The organism is Hyphomonas sp. UBA4494 (assembly GCF_002388935.1).
GTDB lineage: Bacteria > Pseudomonadota > Alphaproteobacteria > Caulobacterales > Hyphomonadaceae > Hyphomonas.
In genome coordinates, this window is the sequence record NZ_DGNK01000003.1 from 234,249 (window position 1) to 247,896 (window position 13,648).

Annotated in this window: 12 protein-coding genes; 9 read left to right on the forward strand and 3 right to left on the reverse strand. The window is 58.1% G+C overall.

From position 1 onward, the window contains the following. Positions 1-2 precede the first annotated feature (2 nt). Positions 3-1,349 carry an efflux transporter outer membrane subunit gene (locus tag B2P82_RS01765; RefSeq protein WP_290479417.1) on the forward strand — a complete coding sequence of 449 codons (1,347 nt, stop codon included), beginning with the start codon at positions 3-5 and terminating at the stop codon, positions 1,347-1,349. A gap of 5 nt (positions 1,350-1,354) precedes the next feature. Here the strand turns inward: B2P82_RS01765 and B2P82_RS01770 are convergent, their stop codons facing one another. Then, positions 1,355-2,140 carry an enoyl-CoA hydratase/isomerase family protein gene (locus B2P82_RS01770; RefSeq protein ID WP_290494726.1) on the reverse strand — a complete coding sequence of 262 codons (786 nt, stop codon included), beginning with the start codon at positions 2,138-2,140 and terminating at the stop codon, positions 1,355-1,357. Positions 2,141-2,271: 131 nt separating this feature from the next. On the opposite strand from B2P82_RS01770, the gene B2P82_RS01775 reads away from it, so the two are divergent. Beyond that, positions 2,272-2,748, forward strand: coding sequence for a MarR family winged helix-turn-helix transcriptional regulator (locus tag B2P82_RS01775; RefSeq protein ID WP_034811382.1), 477 nt, complete (start codon positions 2,272-2,274; stop codon positions 2,746-2,748). On the opposite strand, the gene proB is transcribed toward B2P82_RS01775, so the two are convergent. Next, positions 2,749-3,912 carry a glutamate 5-kinase gene (gene proB, locus B2P82_RS01780; protein WP_206990902.1) on the reverse strand — a complete coding sequence of 388 codons (1,164 nt, stop codon included), beginning with the start codon at positions 3,910-3,912 and terminating at the stop codon, positions 2,749-2,751. A 245-nt stretch (positions 3,913-4,157) separates the two neighbouring features. On the opposite strand from proB, the gene proC reads away from it, so the two are divergent. The 4 genes from proC to B2P82_RS01800 all read left to right on the forward strand — a co-directional run bounded on the left by proC (position 4,158) and on the right by B2P82_RS01800 (position 10,156). After that, complete coding sequence (proC, locus tag B2P82_RS01785; protein WP_290494729.1) at positions 4,158-4,937, forward strand: pyrroline-5-carboxylate reductase; 780 nt, start codon at positions 4,158-4,160, stop codon at positions 4,935-4,937. A gap of 40 nt (positions 4,938-4,977) precedes the next feature. Further along, positions 4,978-6,231, forward strand: coding sequence for a glutamate-5-semialdehyde dehydrogenase (locus B2P82_RS01790; protein ID WP_349679716.1), 1,254 nt, complete (start codon positions 4,978-4,980; stop codon positions 6,229-6,231). Between the two features lie 67 nt (positions 6,232-6,298). Then, a complete protein-coding gene (putP, locus tag B2P82_RS01795; protein ID WP_290494733.1) occupies positions 6,299-7,861 on the forward strand; it encodes a sodium/proline symporter PutP in 1,563 nt (520 codons plus the stop codon). A 141-nt stretch (positions 7,862-8,002) separates the two neighbouring features. Further along, the gene (locus B2P82_RS01800) at positions 8,003-10,156 is read left to right on the forward strand and encodes an alpha-glucuronidase family glycosyl hydrolase (RefSeq protein WP_349679717.1); all 2,154 of its coding nucleotides are present in this window, start codon (positions 8,003-8,005) and stop codon (positions 10,154-10,156) included. 1 nt (position 10,157) lies between these two features. Here B2P82_RS01800 and B2P82_RS01805 read toward each other — a convergent pair whose 3' ends face one another. Then, positions 10,158-11,051, reverse strand: a complete 894-nt coding sequence (locus B2P82_RS01805) for a LysR family transcriptional regulator (RefSeq protein ID WP_290494737.1) — start codon at positions 11,049-11,051, stop codon at positions 10,158-10,160. A 101-nt stretch (positions 11,052-11,152) separates the two neighbouring features. Between B2P82_RS01805 and B2P82_RS01810 the strand changes: the two genes are divergently transcribed. The 3 genes from B2P82_RS01810 to B2P82_RS01820 all read left to right on the forward strand — a co-directional run. Then, positions 11,153-12,649 (forward strand): CoA-acylating methylmalonate-semialdehyde dehydrogenase, encoded by a 1,497-nt coding sequence (locus B2P82_RS01810; RefSeq protein WP_290494739.1) that lies wholly within the window; start codon positions 11,153-11,155, stop codon positions 12,647-12,649. Positions 12,650-13,123: 474 nt separating this feature from the next. Next, positions 13,124-13,438 carry a hypothetical protein gene (locus B2P82_RS01815; protein ID WP_290494741.1) on the forward strand — a complete coding sequence of 105 codons (315 nt, stop codon included), beginning with the start codon at positions 13,124-13,126 and terminating at the stop codon, positions 13,436-13,438. Beyond that, positions 13,438-13,648, forward strand: a 211-nt coding sequence (locus B2P82_RS01820) for an enoyl-CoA hydratase/isomerase family protein (RefSeq protein ID WP_290494743.1), incomplete at its 3' end; no start/stop codon positions are given. The genes B2P82_RS01815 and B2P82_RS01820, both read left to right, overlap by 1 nt.

Consider the following 13,648-nt stretch of genomic DNA (forward strand, 5'->3'; position numbering starts at 1 on the left):
TCATGACCAGAATTCCTCTTCTTCCTCTCAGTCTGCTTGTCGTCCTTGCAGGATGTACCGCAACGCAATCGTCCGATACGCCTTTGTCCTCGGTTGAGCTTCCGGCGTCCTATGAAACCTCAATGCAAGCGGAAACAGAATTGCCGGCCACAGGGCTCTGGTGGTCAACCTTCGGCGATGAATCCTTGAACGCATTGGTCAGCACCGCACTCACGCGGAACAAGTCGCTTGAAGCTGGACTTGCCAATGTTACCTCCGCACGCGCTGCGTTGCGTGTTGCCGATTCCAGCGCCTTGCCATCTGTTTCAGCAGGGGCGTCAGTTTCCACCGACAGTGATTCCGACTTCAGTGATTTTTCTCGCAGTGCCCGCCTGTCGGCTAGCTATCAGCTGGATCTGTTTGGCAGTGTTGCAGCGTCACGTGATGCGGCAGGGGCCAATCTCGAATCGGCTGAGTTCGCGCAAAGAGCGCTTGAGCTGAGTGTTACATCTGATCTGGCAGCGAACTATTTTGACCTTCAGGTCGCGCGTAAGCAGTTTGAAGTCGCGCAAGACAATCTGGAAATTGCCGAGCGTATCTTTGAAATCGTGCGGGTAAGGTACGATGCGGGCGAGATTTCCGGATTTGATTTTGCCAGCCAGGAAGCTGCATTGGCCAATTCGCGTGCGCAACTCCCGCAGATCGAGCAGCAGATACTCTCTCTGCGGACGGCGATTGCGATCCTTATAGGGCAGGTGCCGCAAAATTTCGAAGTGCCGGACGTAGACCTTTACGAGACTGGCTTGCCAGTACCGGAAGCAGGCCTACCATCTCAGCTTCTGGTGCGGCGCCCGGACTTGTTGCAGGCCGAGGCTGATTTGCGGGCGGCGCAGGCCAATGTTCAGATTGCGAGAGCAGCCATGCTGCCAAGTGTCGATCTTGGCGCGGGTGTGACGACACTCCTGACCTCTATGTCTGATCCGACCGCCAGTCTTTCGGCGTCACTTGCGCAGACTGTGTTTTCTGGGGGAGCGCTGGAGGCTCAGCTCGACAGTGCCAAAGCGCGAAGGGAGGCGTTGCTGTCGAATTATGAGCAGGCCATTCTCAGCGCGTTACGCGATGTTGATGTTGCGCTGTCTGCCATCAATACCAGCGCCCAACGGGAAGAACAGCTCCAGATTGCACTCGTTGCCAGTCGCCGCGCACTGGATTCCGCTGAACTGCGATATCGTGTCGGCACGGACGATTTGACGAGTCTCTTGTCTGCACAACAGAACTATTATTCTGCAACGCAAAGCGCCCTCGAGGCTCGTCGGGACCGGTTGGCTGCGGCCATTGATCTCTACGTCGCAGTGGGAGGCGGGTTCTAACCCTCTCAGCGCCAGCTGAATTTGGTCGGGCGCTTTGCGAGGAAGGCCCTGTAACCTTCCTGGAAGTCCTCATTCTCGAAGCTTTCCAAGAACAGGGCTTTCGCTTCAGGACTATCGTCTCGCCAGCCCATCTTGATCGCATCGAAGGTGCGTTTCATCGCGCTATGTGACCAGAGTGAATTGGCTGAAACTAGACGCGCCGTTTCTCGCGCCAATTCCAAGGCTGATGCGGACTCTGCCATATGTGTGACCAGACCGATACGATAGGCCTCGTCGCAATCAAATAAACGACCTGTCAGCAAGATGTCCTTGGCGGCAGGAATACCAACGGTTTCTATCAAGCGCCGTGTATCGTTCACTGGATACACAAGCCCCAGCTTCGCCGGAGGCACACCGAACCTGGCTTCGGGGCTGGCGATGCGAATGTCTGCCGTCAGAGCAAGTGCGACGCCGCCACCCACGCAAGCGCCGGTGATCGCAGCGATGATCGGCTTCGGGCATTGGGCGAGACATGTAACCGCATCGGAAATCAGGTTTGCCGAATGCTCTGCGCTTTCGGGCGTGGCGTAGATCGTTTCGAACTCCGAAATATCTGCGCCCGCCGCGAATGCGCCTGCCGTTCCGCCATGAATGATGACGCATTTCACTTCGGGATCTGCCTCCAACTGCTTCACCATACCGGGGATTGCTGCCCACATATCACTCGACAGAGCGTTGCGGCGTTCGGGCTTGTTCAGGATCAGTTCGCCAATCCCATTACTGACCTCGATGCGAATGCGTTGGGAAGTCATGCTCTAATCCTTCAGATAAGTCTTGTTGCACAATTTCTGTATGCGAGCGTTGGCTGTTCGGCCACCCCGAGCCGGCCTTCTGAACAGTTGTGGGAATTGACGCAGCACCGAGTGTCTCTTTAGGTGCGGGCATGGCCCACCGCAAAGACCTCCTGACCGCAATTCGACAGATTACGCGTGCGATCGACCTGAATTCCAAGCAATTGGCGAAAACGACCGGCCTCACGGCGCCACAACTCATTGTATTGCAGACCTTGTCCGGTGCCGGATCGGTCAAGCCATCGGAGATCGCCCGCGAAGTGCATTTGTCCCAAGCGACGATCACTTCCATCGTGGATCGATTGGAGGCGGCGGGCCTCGTCGAGCGGCAGAAGAACGAAACCGACCGCCGCGCCGTAGATGTCTCGATTACGGAGACTGGTCGCAGAAGCCTCGAAGATGCGCCGGAAGCGCTTCAGGAAGGGTTCCTGAAGCGTTTTGACTCTCTGGAGTTGTGGGAGCAGAGTCTGCTCATCTCATCGGTGCAGCGGCTGGCTGCCATGATGAATGCGGGAAGCCTTGATGCGGCGCCAATCCTGGAGGTTGGAGATTTGCAGAAAGAGGGCTGATCAGCTCTCGGAGACTTCCACCATTGTTTCCTCTTCCGGTTTGTCCCAGAGGAGGTGGCGATCTTCCAGGACAATCAGATTTTCGCGACTGATGACCGTGCCACCAGTTTGGTAGCCGAGCAGTTCTTTCGGTGAAATTTCCGGATGACGCGCGAGTACCATGGTTTCTTCTGACGAGAAGTTGGTCATGCCGCGCGCGATCTCCGCGCCGCTTTCGTCATAAACGTGAATCACGTCACCCTTGAGGTACTGACCCTGAATTGACTTGATGTCTTCATGCAGGACATGTTCTGGGCTATCGGCCAGCGTGTTTGCCAACTCGTCACGGATCACGATACTGCCGGCAATCTGAAGACGATCAGTCAGCCACGTCGCCCAAGCCGAAGCTGGCTTGGTGTGCGCGATGCATTTGGTGTGCGGTCGTTCATTATAGAGAACTGAAGACACGGGCGCGTCATGTTCCCCATTCGCGATGAGGGTCGTGCATCCGGCATTCTGCGCCATGTTTGCGGCCTGCATCTTGGTGAGCATGCCGCCGCTACCGAGACTGCTGGTGCCTTCCGTAACCGCGATATACTCGCTGACATCATGGACTTCTTCGACCAGTTTGGCGCCTGGCTCTTCAGGGTTCTTGTCGTAGAGGCCGTCAATGCAGGTGAGGATCACCAGATGGTCCGCCTGGATCATCTGGGCGACTTTTGCGGCGAGGCGGTCATTGTCGCCCACACGGATTTCTTCGGTCGTGATCGAGTCATTTTCGTTCACGATTGGCAGAATATCGCCCTGCAACAGGCGGTGGACAGTGTTCTTGGTGTTCAAGAAGCGCTTGCGCTCTTCCATGTCCTGAAGGGTGACGAGCACCTGTGCGATATCGAATCCAAACTCATGGGCAACTTGTTTGTAGGCGTTCAGCAGCAGGGGCATGCCACACGCAGCAGCGGCCTGTTTGTCGCGCAGCCCGGCGGTTTCCGGCTTCTCGTTCAACATGTTCAAACCGAGCGCCACGGCACCTGACGAACACAGGACAACTTCGTAGCCGTCATTCCGTAATTTGGTGATGTCTTCCAATAGCCGTTGCATGAATGCCCAGCGCGGTGTGAGAAGGTCTGGATTGGCAAGTAGGCTCGATCCGATTTTCACGACGATGCGTTTCTTGGAAGGCAAATTAGGCTCCGGTGGTTGCTTAGGGGCGGACATAAGAAGGTTTGGGTTACGATGCAAATAATTAGCTTACAAAATACCTTCAGACTTTCTTCAAGGTCTCAATACCTAGTCTGAAAAGTCACGAATCAGGGAAATTCGACTATTTTGCGGCATCCGCCGAAAGCTTGAGTTTCTGTAATAGATGGTTTGAATTCTAAACAAATATCATTATCTCGCGGGTCAGTTGAGCAAAGGACTAGTATAGCATGAAGGTACTTCTCGTTGGATGCGGAAAGATGGGCGGTGCGCTGCTTACGCAGTGGATGCGCGCGGTGAAGGATGAGTTCACCATTGTCGATCCTTTCTTGGACCAAGCCGTGGAAGGTGCCCGTCTCTTCAAGGATATCAATGCCCTTGGAGACGAGAAGTTTGATCTACTGATCGTCGCGATCAAGCCGCAAATGGTTGATGAGATACTGCCAGCCTATAAGGATTCGCTTAATCCGGATGGGGCAGTAGCGTCCATCGCTGCGGGGTGTTCGGTGCAACGTCTGCAGGCGGTCCTGCCGGGCTATCCGGTCATTCGGATCATGCCGAACCTTCCATCTGCCATCGGGGCGGGCGTTGCGGGCCTTTACGCCAGCAGCGCGGCAAGTGCCGACCAAAGGGATACTGTCGAAACCCTCATGCAGGCTGCCGGGACGGCTGTCTGGGTAGATGATGAAGACCAGATTGACCGGGTAACCGCCGTCGCTGGCAGCGGTCCGGGATATGTCTTCGAGATCGCCCGCGCCTATATCGAGGCAGCCAAGGAACTTGGCTTCAGTGACGAACAGGCCAGCGATCTTGTGCTCGGCACGCTGGATGGCTCCATCCGCATGATCCTTGAAACCGGCGACAATCCGGAAAATCTCCGCAACTCCGTCACCAGCAAGAATGGCACGACCGAAGCGGGTCTGAAGGCCCTGAACGGAGACGGAAAGTTGTCAGATCTCCTGAAAGCCACCACCGAGTCGGCCTACAAGCGCGCAATCGAGCTGCGCTAGGCGCCTGAACAAGAACCATGAAGGACGAAACGTGACCACATTGGATTCCCGTTTGAACGCATATATTTCCGGTCTGGGCCAGAATGCCCGCGACGCTGCAAAGGCATTGCTGACGGCGACGACCGAGCAGAAAAATGACGCTCTCCGCGCATCCGCCAAGGCATTGCGTGAGGCAAAAGCGGACCTGCTTGCCGCCAATAAGGAAGATGTCGACAGCGTCGGCGACAGCCGACCGGACTCCTTCATCGACCGGCTGCGTCTTACCGACGAACGGGTCGAGGCGATGTCAAGCGCCCTAGAACAGATTGCCGAGCTGCCGGATCCTGTCGGGCGGCTGCTTTCGACCACCGAACGCCCCAACGGCCTGACCATTGAGCGCGTGGCCGTGCCAATTGGTGTGATCGGGATGATCTACGAATCTCGTCCGAATGTCGGCGCCGATGCCAGTGCGCTGTGCCTGAAATCCGGCAATTCCGTGATCCTGCGCGGCGGCTCCGAAAGCAAGAATTCAACGCGTGAAATTGTAGCCTGCATGCAGGCTGGGCTCGAAGCTGCTGGCCTGCCGAAAGGCGCCGTTCAGACGGTTGAGACCACCGACAGGAATGCCGTAACCGCTCTGCTGCATGCTGTCGACTACGTCGATCTCGTCATTCCGCGCGGCGGCCGCGGTCTGGTGGAACTGGTGCGTGACGAAGCCAAGGTGCCGACACTGCTCCATCTTGATGGCAACTGCCACAGCTACATCCATGCCGATGCGGATATCGAGAAGTCACTCGACGTTGTGCGCAATGCCAAGCTGCGCCGCACCGGCGTCTGCGGTGCGACAGAGAGCATTGTGGTGGATCGGGCGATCGCCGAAATCGTCATTCCGCGCTTGGTCAAAATCATGGAAGGCTGCGAATTGCGCGGGGATACTGAGGCGCGTCGTATTGCGCCCGATCTTGTCGAAGCGACCGACGAAGATTGGTCGACCGAATATCTCGACCCGATTGCATCGGTGAAGATCGTCGGTGGACTTCAGGAAGCGATCAACTTTGTGAGCGAGCACTCCTCCGGTCACACGGATGCCATCCTGACCGAAAATGCCGATGCAGCCCGCCGTTTCATGACCTCCATCGACAGCGCCGTCGTAATGCACAATGCTTCAACCCAATTCTCCGATGGCGGGGAGTTTGGCATGGGTGCCGAGATTGGCATTGCGACGGGCAAGATGCACGCGCGTGGGCCGGTGGGGTTGGAGCAACTGACCAGTTTCAAATATCTGGTACATGGCAACGGCCAGACCCGGCCTTGATCTAAATGATACGCGCGGCCACGGGGGGCGCGCTTTTCCGTAATTTTACGAGGACAGCGAGAAATATATGACAATCAGCGTTCCCGAATTGATATCGCTTGGGACGTATTTCGTCCTGATGATGGCCATCGGACTTTATGCCTACAAAACGTCTACCAGCGACGTGTCCGAATACATGCTTGGCGGTCGCAATCTTCACCCAGCTGTCGGTGCCTTGTCTGCCGGGGCCTCTGATATGAGTGGCTGGATGTTGATGGGGTTGCCCGGTGCGGTCTATGTGAGCGGCTTTTCTGCAGCCTGGATTGCCGTTGGTTTGGTAATCGGGGCGTATCTCAACTATCGGTTCGTCGCGCCACGCTTACGTATCTATACAGAAATGGCGGATGACTCGATTACCATTCCCGACTTCTTCGAGAAGCGCTTTCACGATTCCTCGCACGCCTTGCGCACAATCTCTGCGCTGGTGATCATTGTTTTCTTCACCGTCTACACTTCTTCCGGCATCGTCGCGGGCGGCAAGCTATTTGAATCCGCCTTTGGCCTGAACTACCAGCTCGGCTTGTTTGTCACCGCTGGCGTAGTGCTTGCCTATACGGTTGTTGGGGGCTTTCTGGCGGTCAGCCTGACGGACTTCGTGCAAGGCTGCATCATGTTCATCGCGCTCATCCTCGTGCCCGTTATCGCATACTTCGTGATTGGTGGGTGGAGCGGCATGGAAAGTGCGATCACAAGCGCGCCTTCGTATGTGGATGCTGACAGTGGAGCTGTTGGTCCGGCGCGTAGTCAGTTTTTCGACATGTGGCCCGAGAGTATGACCGTAGTGGGCCTCGTTTCCCTCCTCGCTTGGGGGCTTGGCTATTTCGGTCAGCCGCACATCATTGTGCGTTTCATGGCCATCCGGTCACTCAAGGACATCAAGACGGCTCGCATTATCGGCATGAGTTGGATGCTCGTTACGGTCATCGGAGCCGTGTTTGTCGGTGCGGTAGGCGTTGCCTACGTCCAGCAACATGACCTCGGCGCGCAGCTGACCGACTCTGAAGCCATCTTCATCCTGCTTTCGCAAATCATCTTCCATCCGCTCGTCGCCGGCTTCCTGCTCGCGGCGATCCTCGCGGCGATCATGAGCACGATCTCTTCGCAGCTGCTCGTGTCTTCCAGCTCGATCACCGAAGATGTCTACAAGACTTTCTTTCGGCGCGAGGCTTCGCAGTCGGAGCTGGTAATGATTGGCCGGATTGCGACGGTTGTGGTCAGCCTCGTAGCCATCGCGCTCGCCTTCGATCCCAACAGCAACATTCTTGATCTAGTATCAAATGCGTGGGCTGGGTTCGGTTCGGCCTTTGGCCCGATCATTTTGCTTAGCCTGTTCTGGCGCCATCTGACGCGTGATGGGGCGCTGGCTGGTATGATTGTTGGCGCGGTTACGGTTCTGGTCTGGCTCTACGTACCGCTCCTGCCAGCTGAGGGCGGTGCGGTGCCGCTCGAAACTCTTGTCTATGCCATGATCCCCGGCTTCCTGCTGTCAGGCCTCGCGGCCTATCTTGTCAGTGTGATTGGCCGCTCGGTGAAGCCGAAAGTGGCCGCCGGGTTTGATGACATGAGCGAGGTGATGAACGACGCCCCCTGATCTGGTGCCGCTCCTCTGACAAAGAGGGGCGGTGACACACCCTGCCTGTCGCGTTAGGTAATGATAACGCAAACATTTGGGGGTGGCGGTCGCACGGCTGTCGCTTCCCGATACATAAACGGGTCAAGGGTTGTGAAGAATCTGCTGAAGCGCGTCGCTAGTCTGTTCATATTGATTTCAATTGGTTTCGGCGTGTTGCCGGCTGTTGCAGAGGATGGCTACGAACTCTGGCTTCGGTACGAACAGCTTGAGGCCAGACCCGCCGACGCGCCGCGTCATGTGATGGCCGCCTGCGCTGAGCCGTCGGAGACGCTTCAGGCTACGCTTGCCGAAATCGACCGGGCCACGGAGTCCCTGCTGGGGACTGCCCTCAAATCCACGGACAAGCTGCGCAGCCGGACGCTCGTCCTCGCCAGCGCGGACTGCGCCGACGTGATCGATGAGGTGGACCTGCCAAGCGCGGAAGCTGTTGGCGCCGAGGGCTTCACCCTCCGGGCAACGAAACTGAAGGGTAAGCGCGTAACGCTGATCGCCGCGCAATCCGACTTTGGCGTCCTCTATGGCACGTTCGATTATCTCCAGCGCATGTCTCGCGGGGAGGCGCTTGGCGATCGTGAAGTAACCTCGCGTCCCAAGACCAAGCTGCGCCTGCTCAACCATTGGGACAATCTGGATCGCCATGTCGAGCGCGGCTATGCGGGCCAGTCGATCTGGGACTGGCACCGGCTGCCAGGCTATCTCGACCCGAAATACACAGACTATGCCCGAGCCAATGCATCCATCGGCATCAATGGAGTTTCGCTGACCAATGTGAACGCTGATGCGACCGTGCTGACCGCGCCATACCTAGAGAAGGTCGCAGCCCTCGCAGATATTTTCCGGCCCTATGGGATCAGGGTCTATCTGACCGCGCGCTTCTCTGCGCCGATGGAATTGGGCGGGCTCGACACAGCCGATCCACGCGACGCCGAGGTGCAGGCCTGGTGGCAGGCCAAGGTGGACGAGATCTACACCCATGTGCCGGATTTCGGCGGCTTCCTCGTGAAAGCGAACTCCGAAGGCCAGCCCGGCCCACAGGATTATGAGCGTAGCCATGCCGAAGGCGCGAATATGCTGGCCACCGCGCTTGCCCCTCATGAAGGCATCGTGATGTGGCGCGCCTTTGTCTATTCGGCCGAAGAGCCCGAAGACCGCGTGACGCAGGCCTATACCGAATTCGTTCCTCTAGATGGTCAGTTTACAGACAATATTCTGGTGCAGGTTAAGAATGGCCCACTGGACTTCCAGCCGCGCGAGCCCTTCCATCCGCTGTTCGGCACGATGCCGGAAACGCCGTTGATGATGGAACTCCAGATCACCAAGGAATATCTCGGCTTCTCGACCCATCTCGCCTATTTGGGCACGCTCTGGGAAGAGGTGTTGTCGGCCGATACGCACGCCGAGGGTGAGGGCACAAGCGTTGCCTCCGTGATCGATGGCGTTGCGCAAGAGTACGAGCTTACCGGCATGGCAGGTGTTGCCAATATCGGCAGTGATCGGAACTGGTCAGGCTCAGTCTTCGATCAGGCGAACTGGTACGCTTTCGGGCGACTTGCCTGGGATCCTGACGCCTCCTCTGAGGCCATAGCGCGCGATTGGGTGGAACAGACTCTCAGCCGTGCGCCAGAAGTCGCCGACGAAATTACCGGCATGATGATGGGCTCACGCGAGGCGGTCGTGAACTATATGACGCCGCTTGGTCTCACCCATCTGATGGGAACCGGACACCATTATGGCCCCGCGCCTTGGGTCGATGATCTCGGACGGGCAGACTGGACCCCATATTATTATCACAAGGCCACAAAGGATGCGGTCGGCTTTGACCGGACCGAAACAGGCTCTGGCGCAGTCGATCAGTATGCCGGGCCGGTGGCGCAGGAATGGGCGAGTCTCGACACGGTGCCGGATGAATTGCTGCTCTGGTTCCATCGCGTGCCGTGGGACTACCAACTCTCGAACGGCCAGACGCTCTGGCAGGAACTCGTGAACCGCTATGACCGAGGCGTCAGCGCGGTGGAGGCGATGCAGGCGCAATGGACAAGCCTGGAGAACGAGATCGATGCCGAGCGTTTCGCGCAGGTCTCGGCTTTCCTCGGAATCCAGCATCAGGAAGCTATCTGGTGGCGTGACGCCTCCATCGCCTACTGGCAGAGCGTGAACGGCCTGCCATTGCCTGAGGGTGCAGAGCCGCCCGCGCATGATCTCGACCATTACAAGAGCCTGTCTTTCCCGAATGCGCCGGGGCAGGGTGAATAGGTTAGCTGGTGCCGGTGAGCCGCTCGGTTGAGGCGGCGAACAGATCATCTAGAAAACGGCTGACGGCGCGCACGCGGGTTGTTCCGTGTACGTCCTCATGGACGGCAAGCCAGAAGGCGCGGTCGATGCGGACTTCCTTTGGTAACACATGGACGAGGTTCGGGTCGCCAGCTGCGATGAAGTGCGGCAGCACGGCAATCCCGGCGCCTTCGCGGGCCATCTGCCACTGCGCCACGATTGACGGGCTGCAGAATCGCGGCGTCAGGCCGGGGGCGATGTCTTCGTGATAACGCAGCTGGGTTGAGTAAATGAGGTCGTCGACATAGCCGATGAGATCATGCTCGCTGAGGTCGCTGACGTGTTCGACCGGGCGCGTGCGGGCGAGGTAATCCGGGTGGGCGTACATCTGCAGCACATAGTCAGACATCTTGCGCACCTTCACGCGGCCTGTCTTTGGCCGTGTCAGCATGATCGACATGTCGGCTTCGCGCTTTGGCACGCTGACAAAGCCGGAGACGGCAATGATGTCGAGCCCGATATGCGGGTTCTGCGCGGCGAAGTCGGCCATGGCGGGCGCAATCAGGAGACTGCCGAGTCCTTCGGTCACGCCGAGCCGGACGCGTCCGGCGGCGAGCGGGCCGTCATTGTCTGACAGCGCGGCGATCTCTGACGCCGTATGCTCCAGCCCCTCTACCTTGTCGGCCACGGTCTGGCCAACCGGCGTCAGGACATGGCCCTTGGGTGTCCGCTCGAACAGTTCGAGCCCCAACTCGGTCTCAAGCCGCCTCAGGCGCCGACTGATCGTTGTCGGGTCAAGCCCTGTGCGCGTGGCCACATCGGCGAGACGCGGATGGCGGCTCACATCGAGCAGGAGGCGGAGATCGTCCCAGTTCATTACTTATTGCCTGCGATTTTGCAGCTCGTAGCTGCGATATTGTCCATTTACCGGAATTTATACGCGCGCTACGGTCCCGTCAAAATCTAAGGGAGTTTCTCATGCGCGAAGTGCACCACTTCATTGGCGGAAAGTCTGTCACCGGTACGTCCAGCCGGTTCGGCGACATCTACAATCCCAACACCGGTGAGGTTCAGGCCCGCGTCGCGCTGGCGACCAGTAATGAAGTTTCACAGGCCATCATGAATGCGTCAGAGGCGTTCCCGGCCTGGTCCATGATGAACCCCCAGCGCCGCGCGCGAGTGATGTTCGAATTCAAGCGCCTGCTGGAAGCCAATATCAATGAGCTGGCTGAATTGTTGTCGGCCGAGCATGGCAAAGTGGTTGCGGATTCGCGCGGCGACGTGCAGCGCGGCATTGATGTGGTCGAGTTCGCCTGCGGTATCCCGCATTTGCAGAAGGGCGAGTACACCGAGGGCGCAGGCCCCGGCATTGACGTCTATTCCATGCGCCAGCCGCTGGGCGTTGTGGCCGGCATCACACCGTTCAACTTCCCGGCCATGATCCCGTGCTGGATGGCCGCCGTGGCGATTGCCTGCGGCAATACCTTCATCCTTAAACCGTCAGAAAAAGACCCGTCTGTGCCGATGCGCCTTGGCGAATTGCTGCTCGAAGCCGGCGCACCGGAAGGCGTGCTGAACGTGGTCAATGGCGACAAGGTGGCCGTTGATGCCATCCTGACCCATCCGGAGGTTAAAGCCGTCAGCTTCGTAGGATCCTCCGACATCGCACAATATGTCTATTCCACTGGCACAGCACACGGCAAGCGCGTTCAGGCCATGGGCGGGGCAAAGAACCACGGCATCATCATGCCCGACTGCAACATGGAGCAGGCGGTAAAGGACATTGTTGGCGCAGCCTATGGCTCGGCTGGCGAACGCTGCATGGCGCTGCCGGTGGCCGTCACCGTCGGCAAGAAGACCGGCGACGAGTTCGTGGAGCGCATGGTGGATGCGGCGCGCAACCTGAAGGTTGGAGTCTCGACCGATGCGGACGCGCATTACGGCCCGGTCGTTTCGGCCGCGCACAAGGCCAAGGTCGAAAGCTACATCCAGATGGGGGTCGATGAAGGCGCAGACCTCGTGCTCGACGGTCGCGGCCTGAAGTTGCAGGGCAATGAGAATGGCTATTTCATCGGGCCGAACCTGTTCGACAACGTGAAGCCGACGATGCAATCCTACAAGGAAGAGATCTTCGGACCGGTGCTGCAGGTTGTGCGCGCCGAGACGCTGGAAGAGGCCGCCGCGCTGCCGAGCAATCACCAATACGGAAACGGTGTCGCGATCTTTACCTCGAATGGCCGCGCCGCGCGCGAGTTTGCCGCGCAGGTCAATGTCGGCATGGTGGGCGTAAACGTGCCGATCCCGGTGCCGGTTTCGTATCACACTTTCGGGGGCTGGAAGCGCTCGGCCTTTGGCGATACCAACCAGCATGGCCCGGAAGGCGTGCGCTTCTGGACAAAGATCAAGACTGTCACCCAGCGCTGGCCCGAAGGCGACATTGGCGACCAGGCGTTTATCATTCCGACGATGGGGTAGAAACTTGGCCGTCAGGACCGCCGCAAGATCTATCGCCTTGTTGCTGGTAGCGTTGCTCGCTTCTTGTGGTGAGCCCAGTACGTCTGCACCGGCTGAAACGAAGCCGACGTTGGCGTGGCAGGCTCAGTGTCTTAAAGACATGGCAACAAACATCGATAGTGAAATCACGTCGCTGGAGGCCGGGCTTCCGGTTGAGGATGTTGAATGGGAAGTCTCTGCGGAATTAGGCGACGGTGCGGCGATCGTGAAGATCATACCCAGGCGGATACCCTCTATCCGCGGAGGCGGAGGGGAATACCGCTTTTCTTGTCAGGACAAGACCTTCGAACTTGTGCAGAGCTACAGGTAAGCCGTATTCCGTAGAACGCTAAATCAACAATACGAGCTGTGAGGACCAATGACCTTCTTACCGATCACCCCGAACACTCCGATCGCGCCGCCTGTGTGAACCGACCAAGATAAGGCTCAAGTCTCGTGAACGAAGAAAGCAACGATTTGGCAAACAAGGATGTCTCATCCCCCTGGTGGGACGAGCCGTTGAAGAAGGCGGCATCGGTCGCCATCCGCTTCGGACTCATTGCCGCCATTGCTGCTTTCGCCATTTGGGTCTTGGGGTGGATGGAACGCGATACCTGCAGGAAGGCTGACGGTATCTGGCTAAAGGCCGCAAAAAATTGTGTCTGCACCAAATCCCAGCGTGGCGTTTATGCCGATAACCCGACTGAGGAGCAGATAGCTTACCGAACCGAATGCGAACTCAAACCTACGGAATCTGATTGGATTGAATAATGAGTACCTATGAAACGATCACGTTCGAACATGCTGACCGCATCGCGCTGGTCACGATCAACCGGCCGGACAGCCTGAATGCGCTGAACCAACAGGTCATGGCAGAAGTTGCCGACGTCTTTGCGCGCATTGACCGCGACAAGGACATTGCCGTCAGCGTGCTGACCGGCGAGGGCCGCGCCTTTGCTGCCGGTGCCGACATCAAGGAAA

Bases quoted from the DNA above. Each gene is read 5' to 3' on its own strand.
- B2P82_RS01765 (WP_290479417.1), top strand. From the start codon at position 3: ATGACCAGAATTCCTCTTCTTCCTCTCAGTCTGCTTGTCGTCCTTGCA.
- B2P82_RS01770 (WP_290494726.1), bottom strand. From the start codon at position 2,140: ATGACTTCCCAACGCATTCGCATCGAGGTCAGTAATGGGATTGGCGAA.
- B2P82_RS01775 (WP_034811382.1), top strand. From the start codon at position 2,272: ATGGCCCACCGCAAAGACCTCCTGACCGCAATTCGACAGATTACGCGT.
- proC (WP_290494729.1), top strand. From the start codon at position 4,158: ATGAAGGTACTTCTCGTTGGATGCGGAAAGATGGGCGGTGCGCTGCTT.
- putP (WP_290494733.1), top strand. From the start codon at position 6,299: ATGACAATCAGCGTTCCCGAATTGATATCGCTTGGGACGTATTTCGTC.
- B2P82_RS01805 (WP_290494737.1), bottom strand. From the start codon at position 11,051: ATGAACTGGGACGATCTCCGCCTCCTGCTCGATGTGAGCCGCCATCCG.
- B2P82_RS01810 (WP_290494739.1), top strand. From the start codon at position 11,153: ATGCGCGAAGTGCACCACTTCATTGGCGGAAAGTCTGTCACCGGTACG.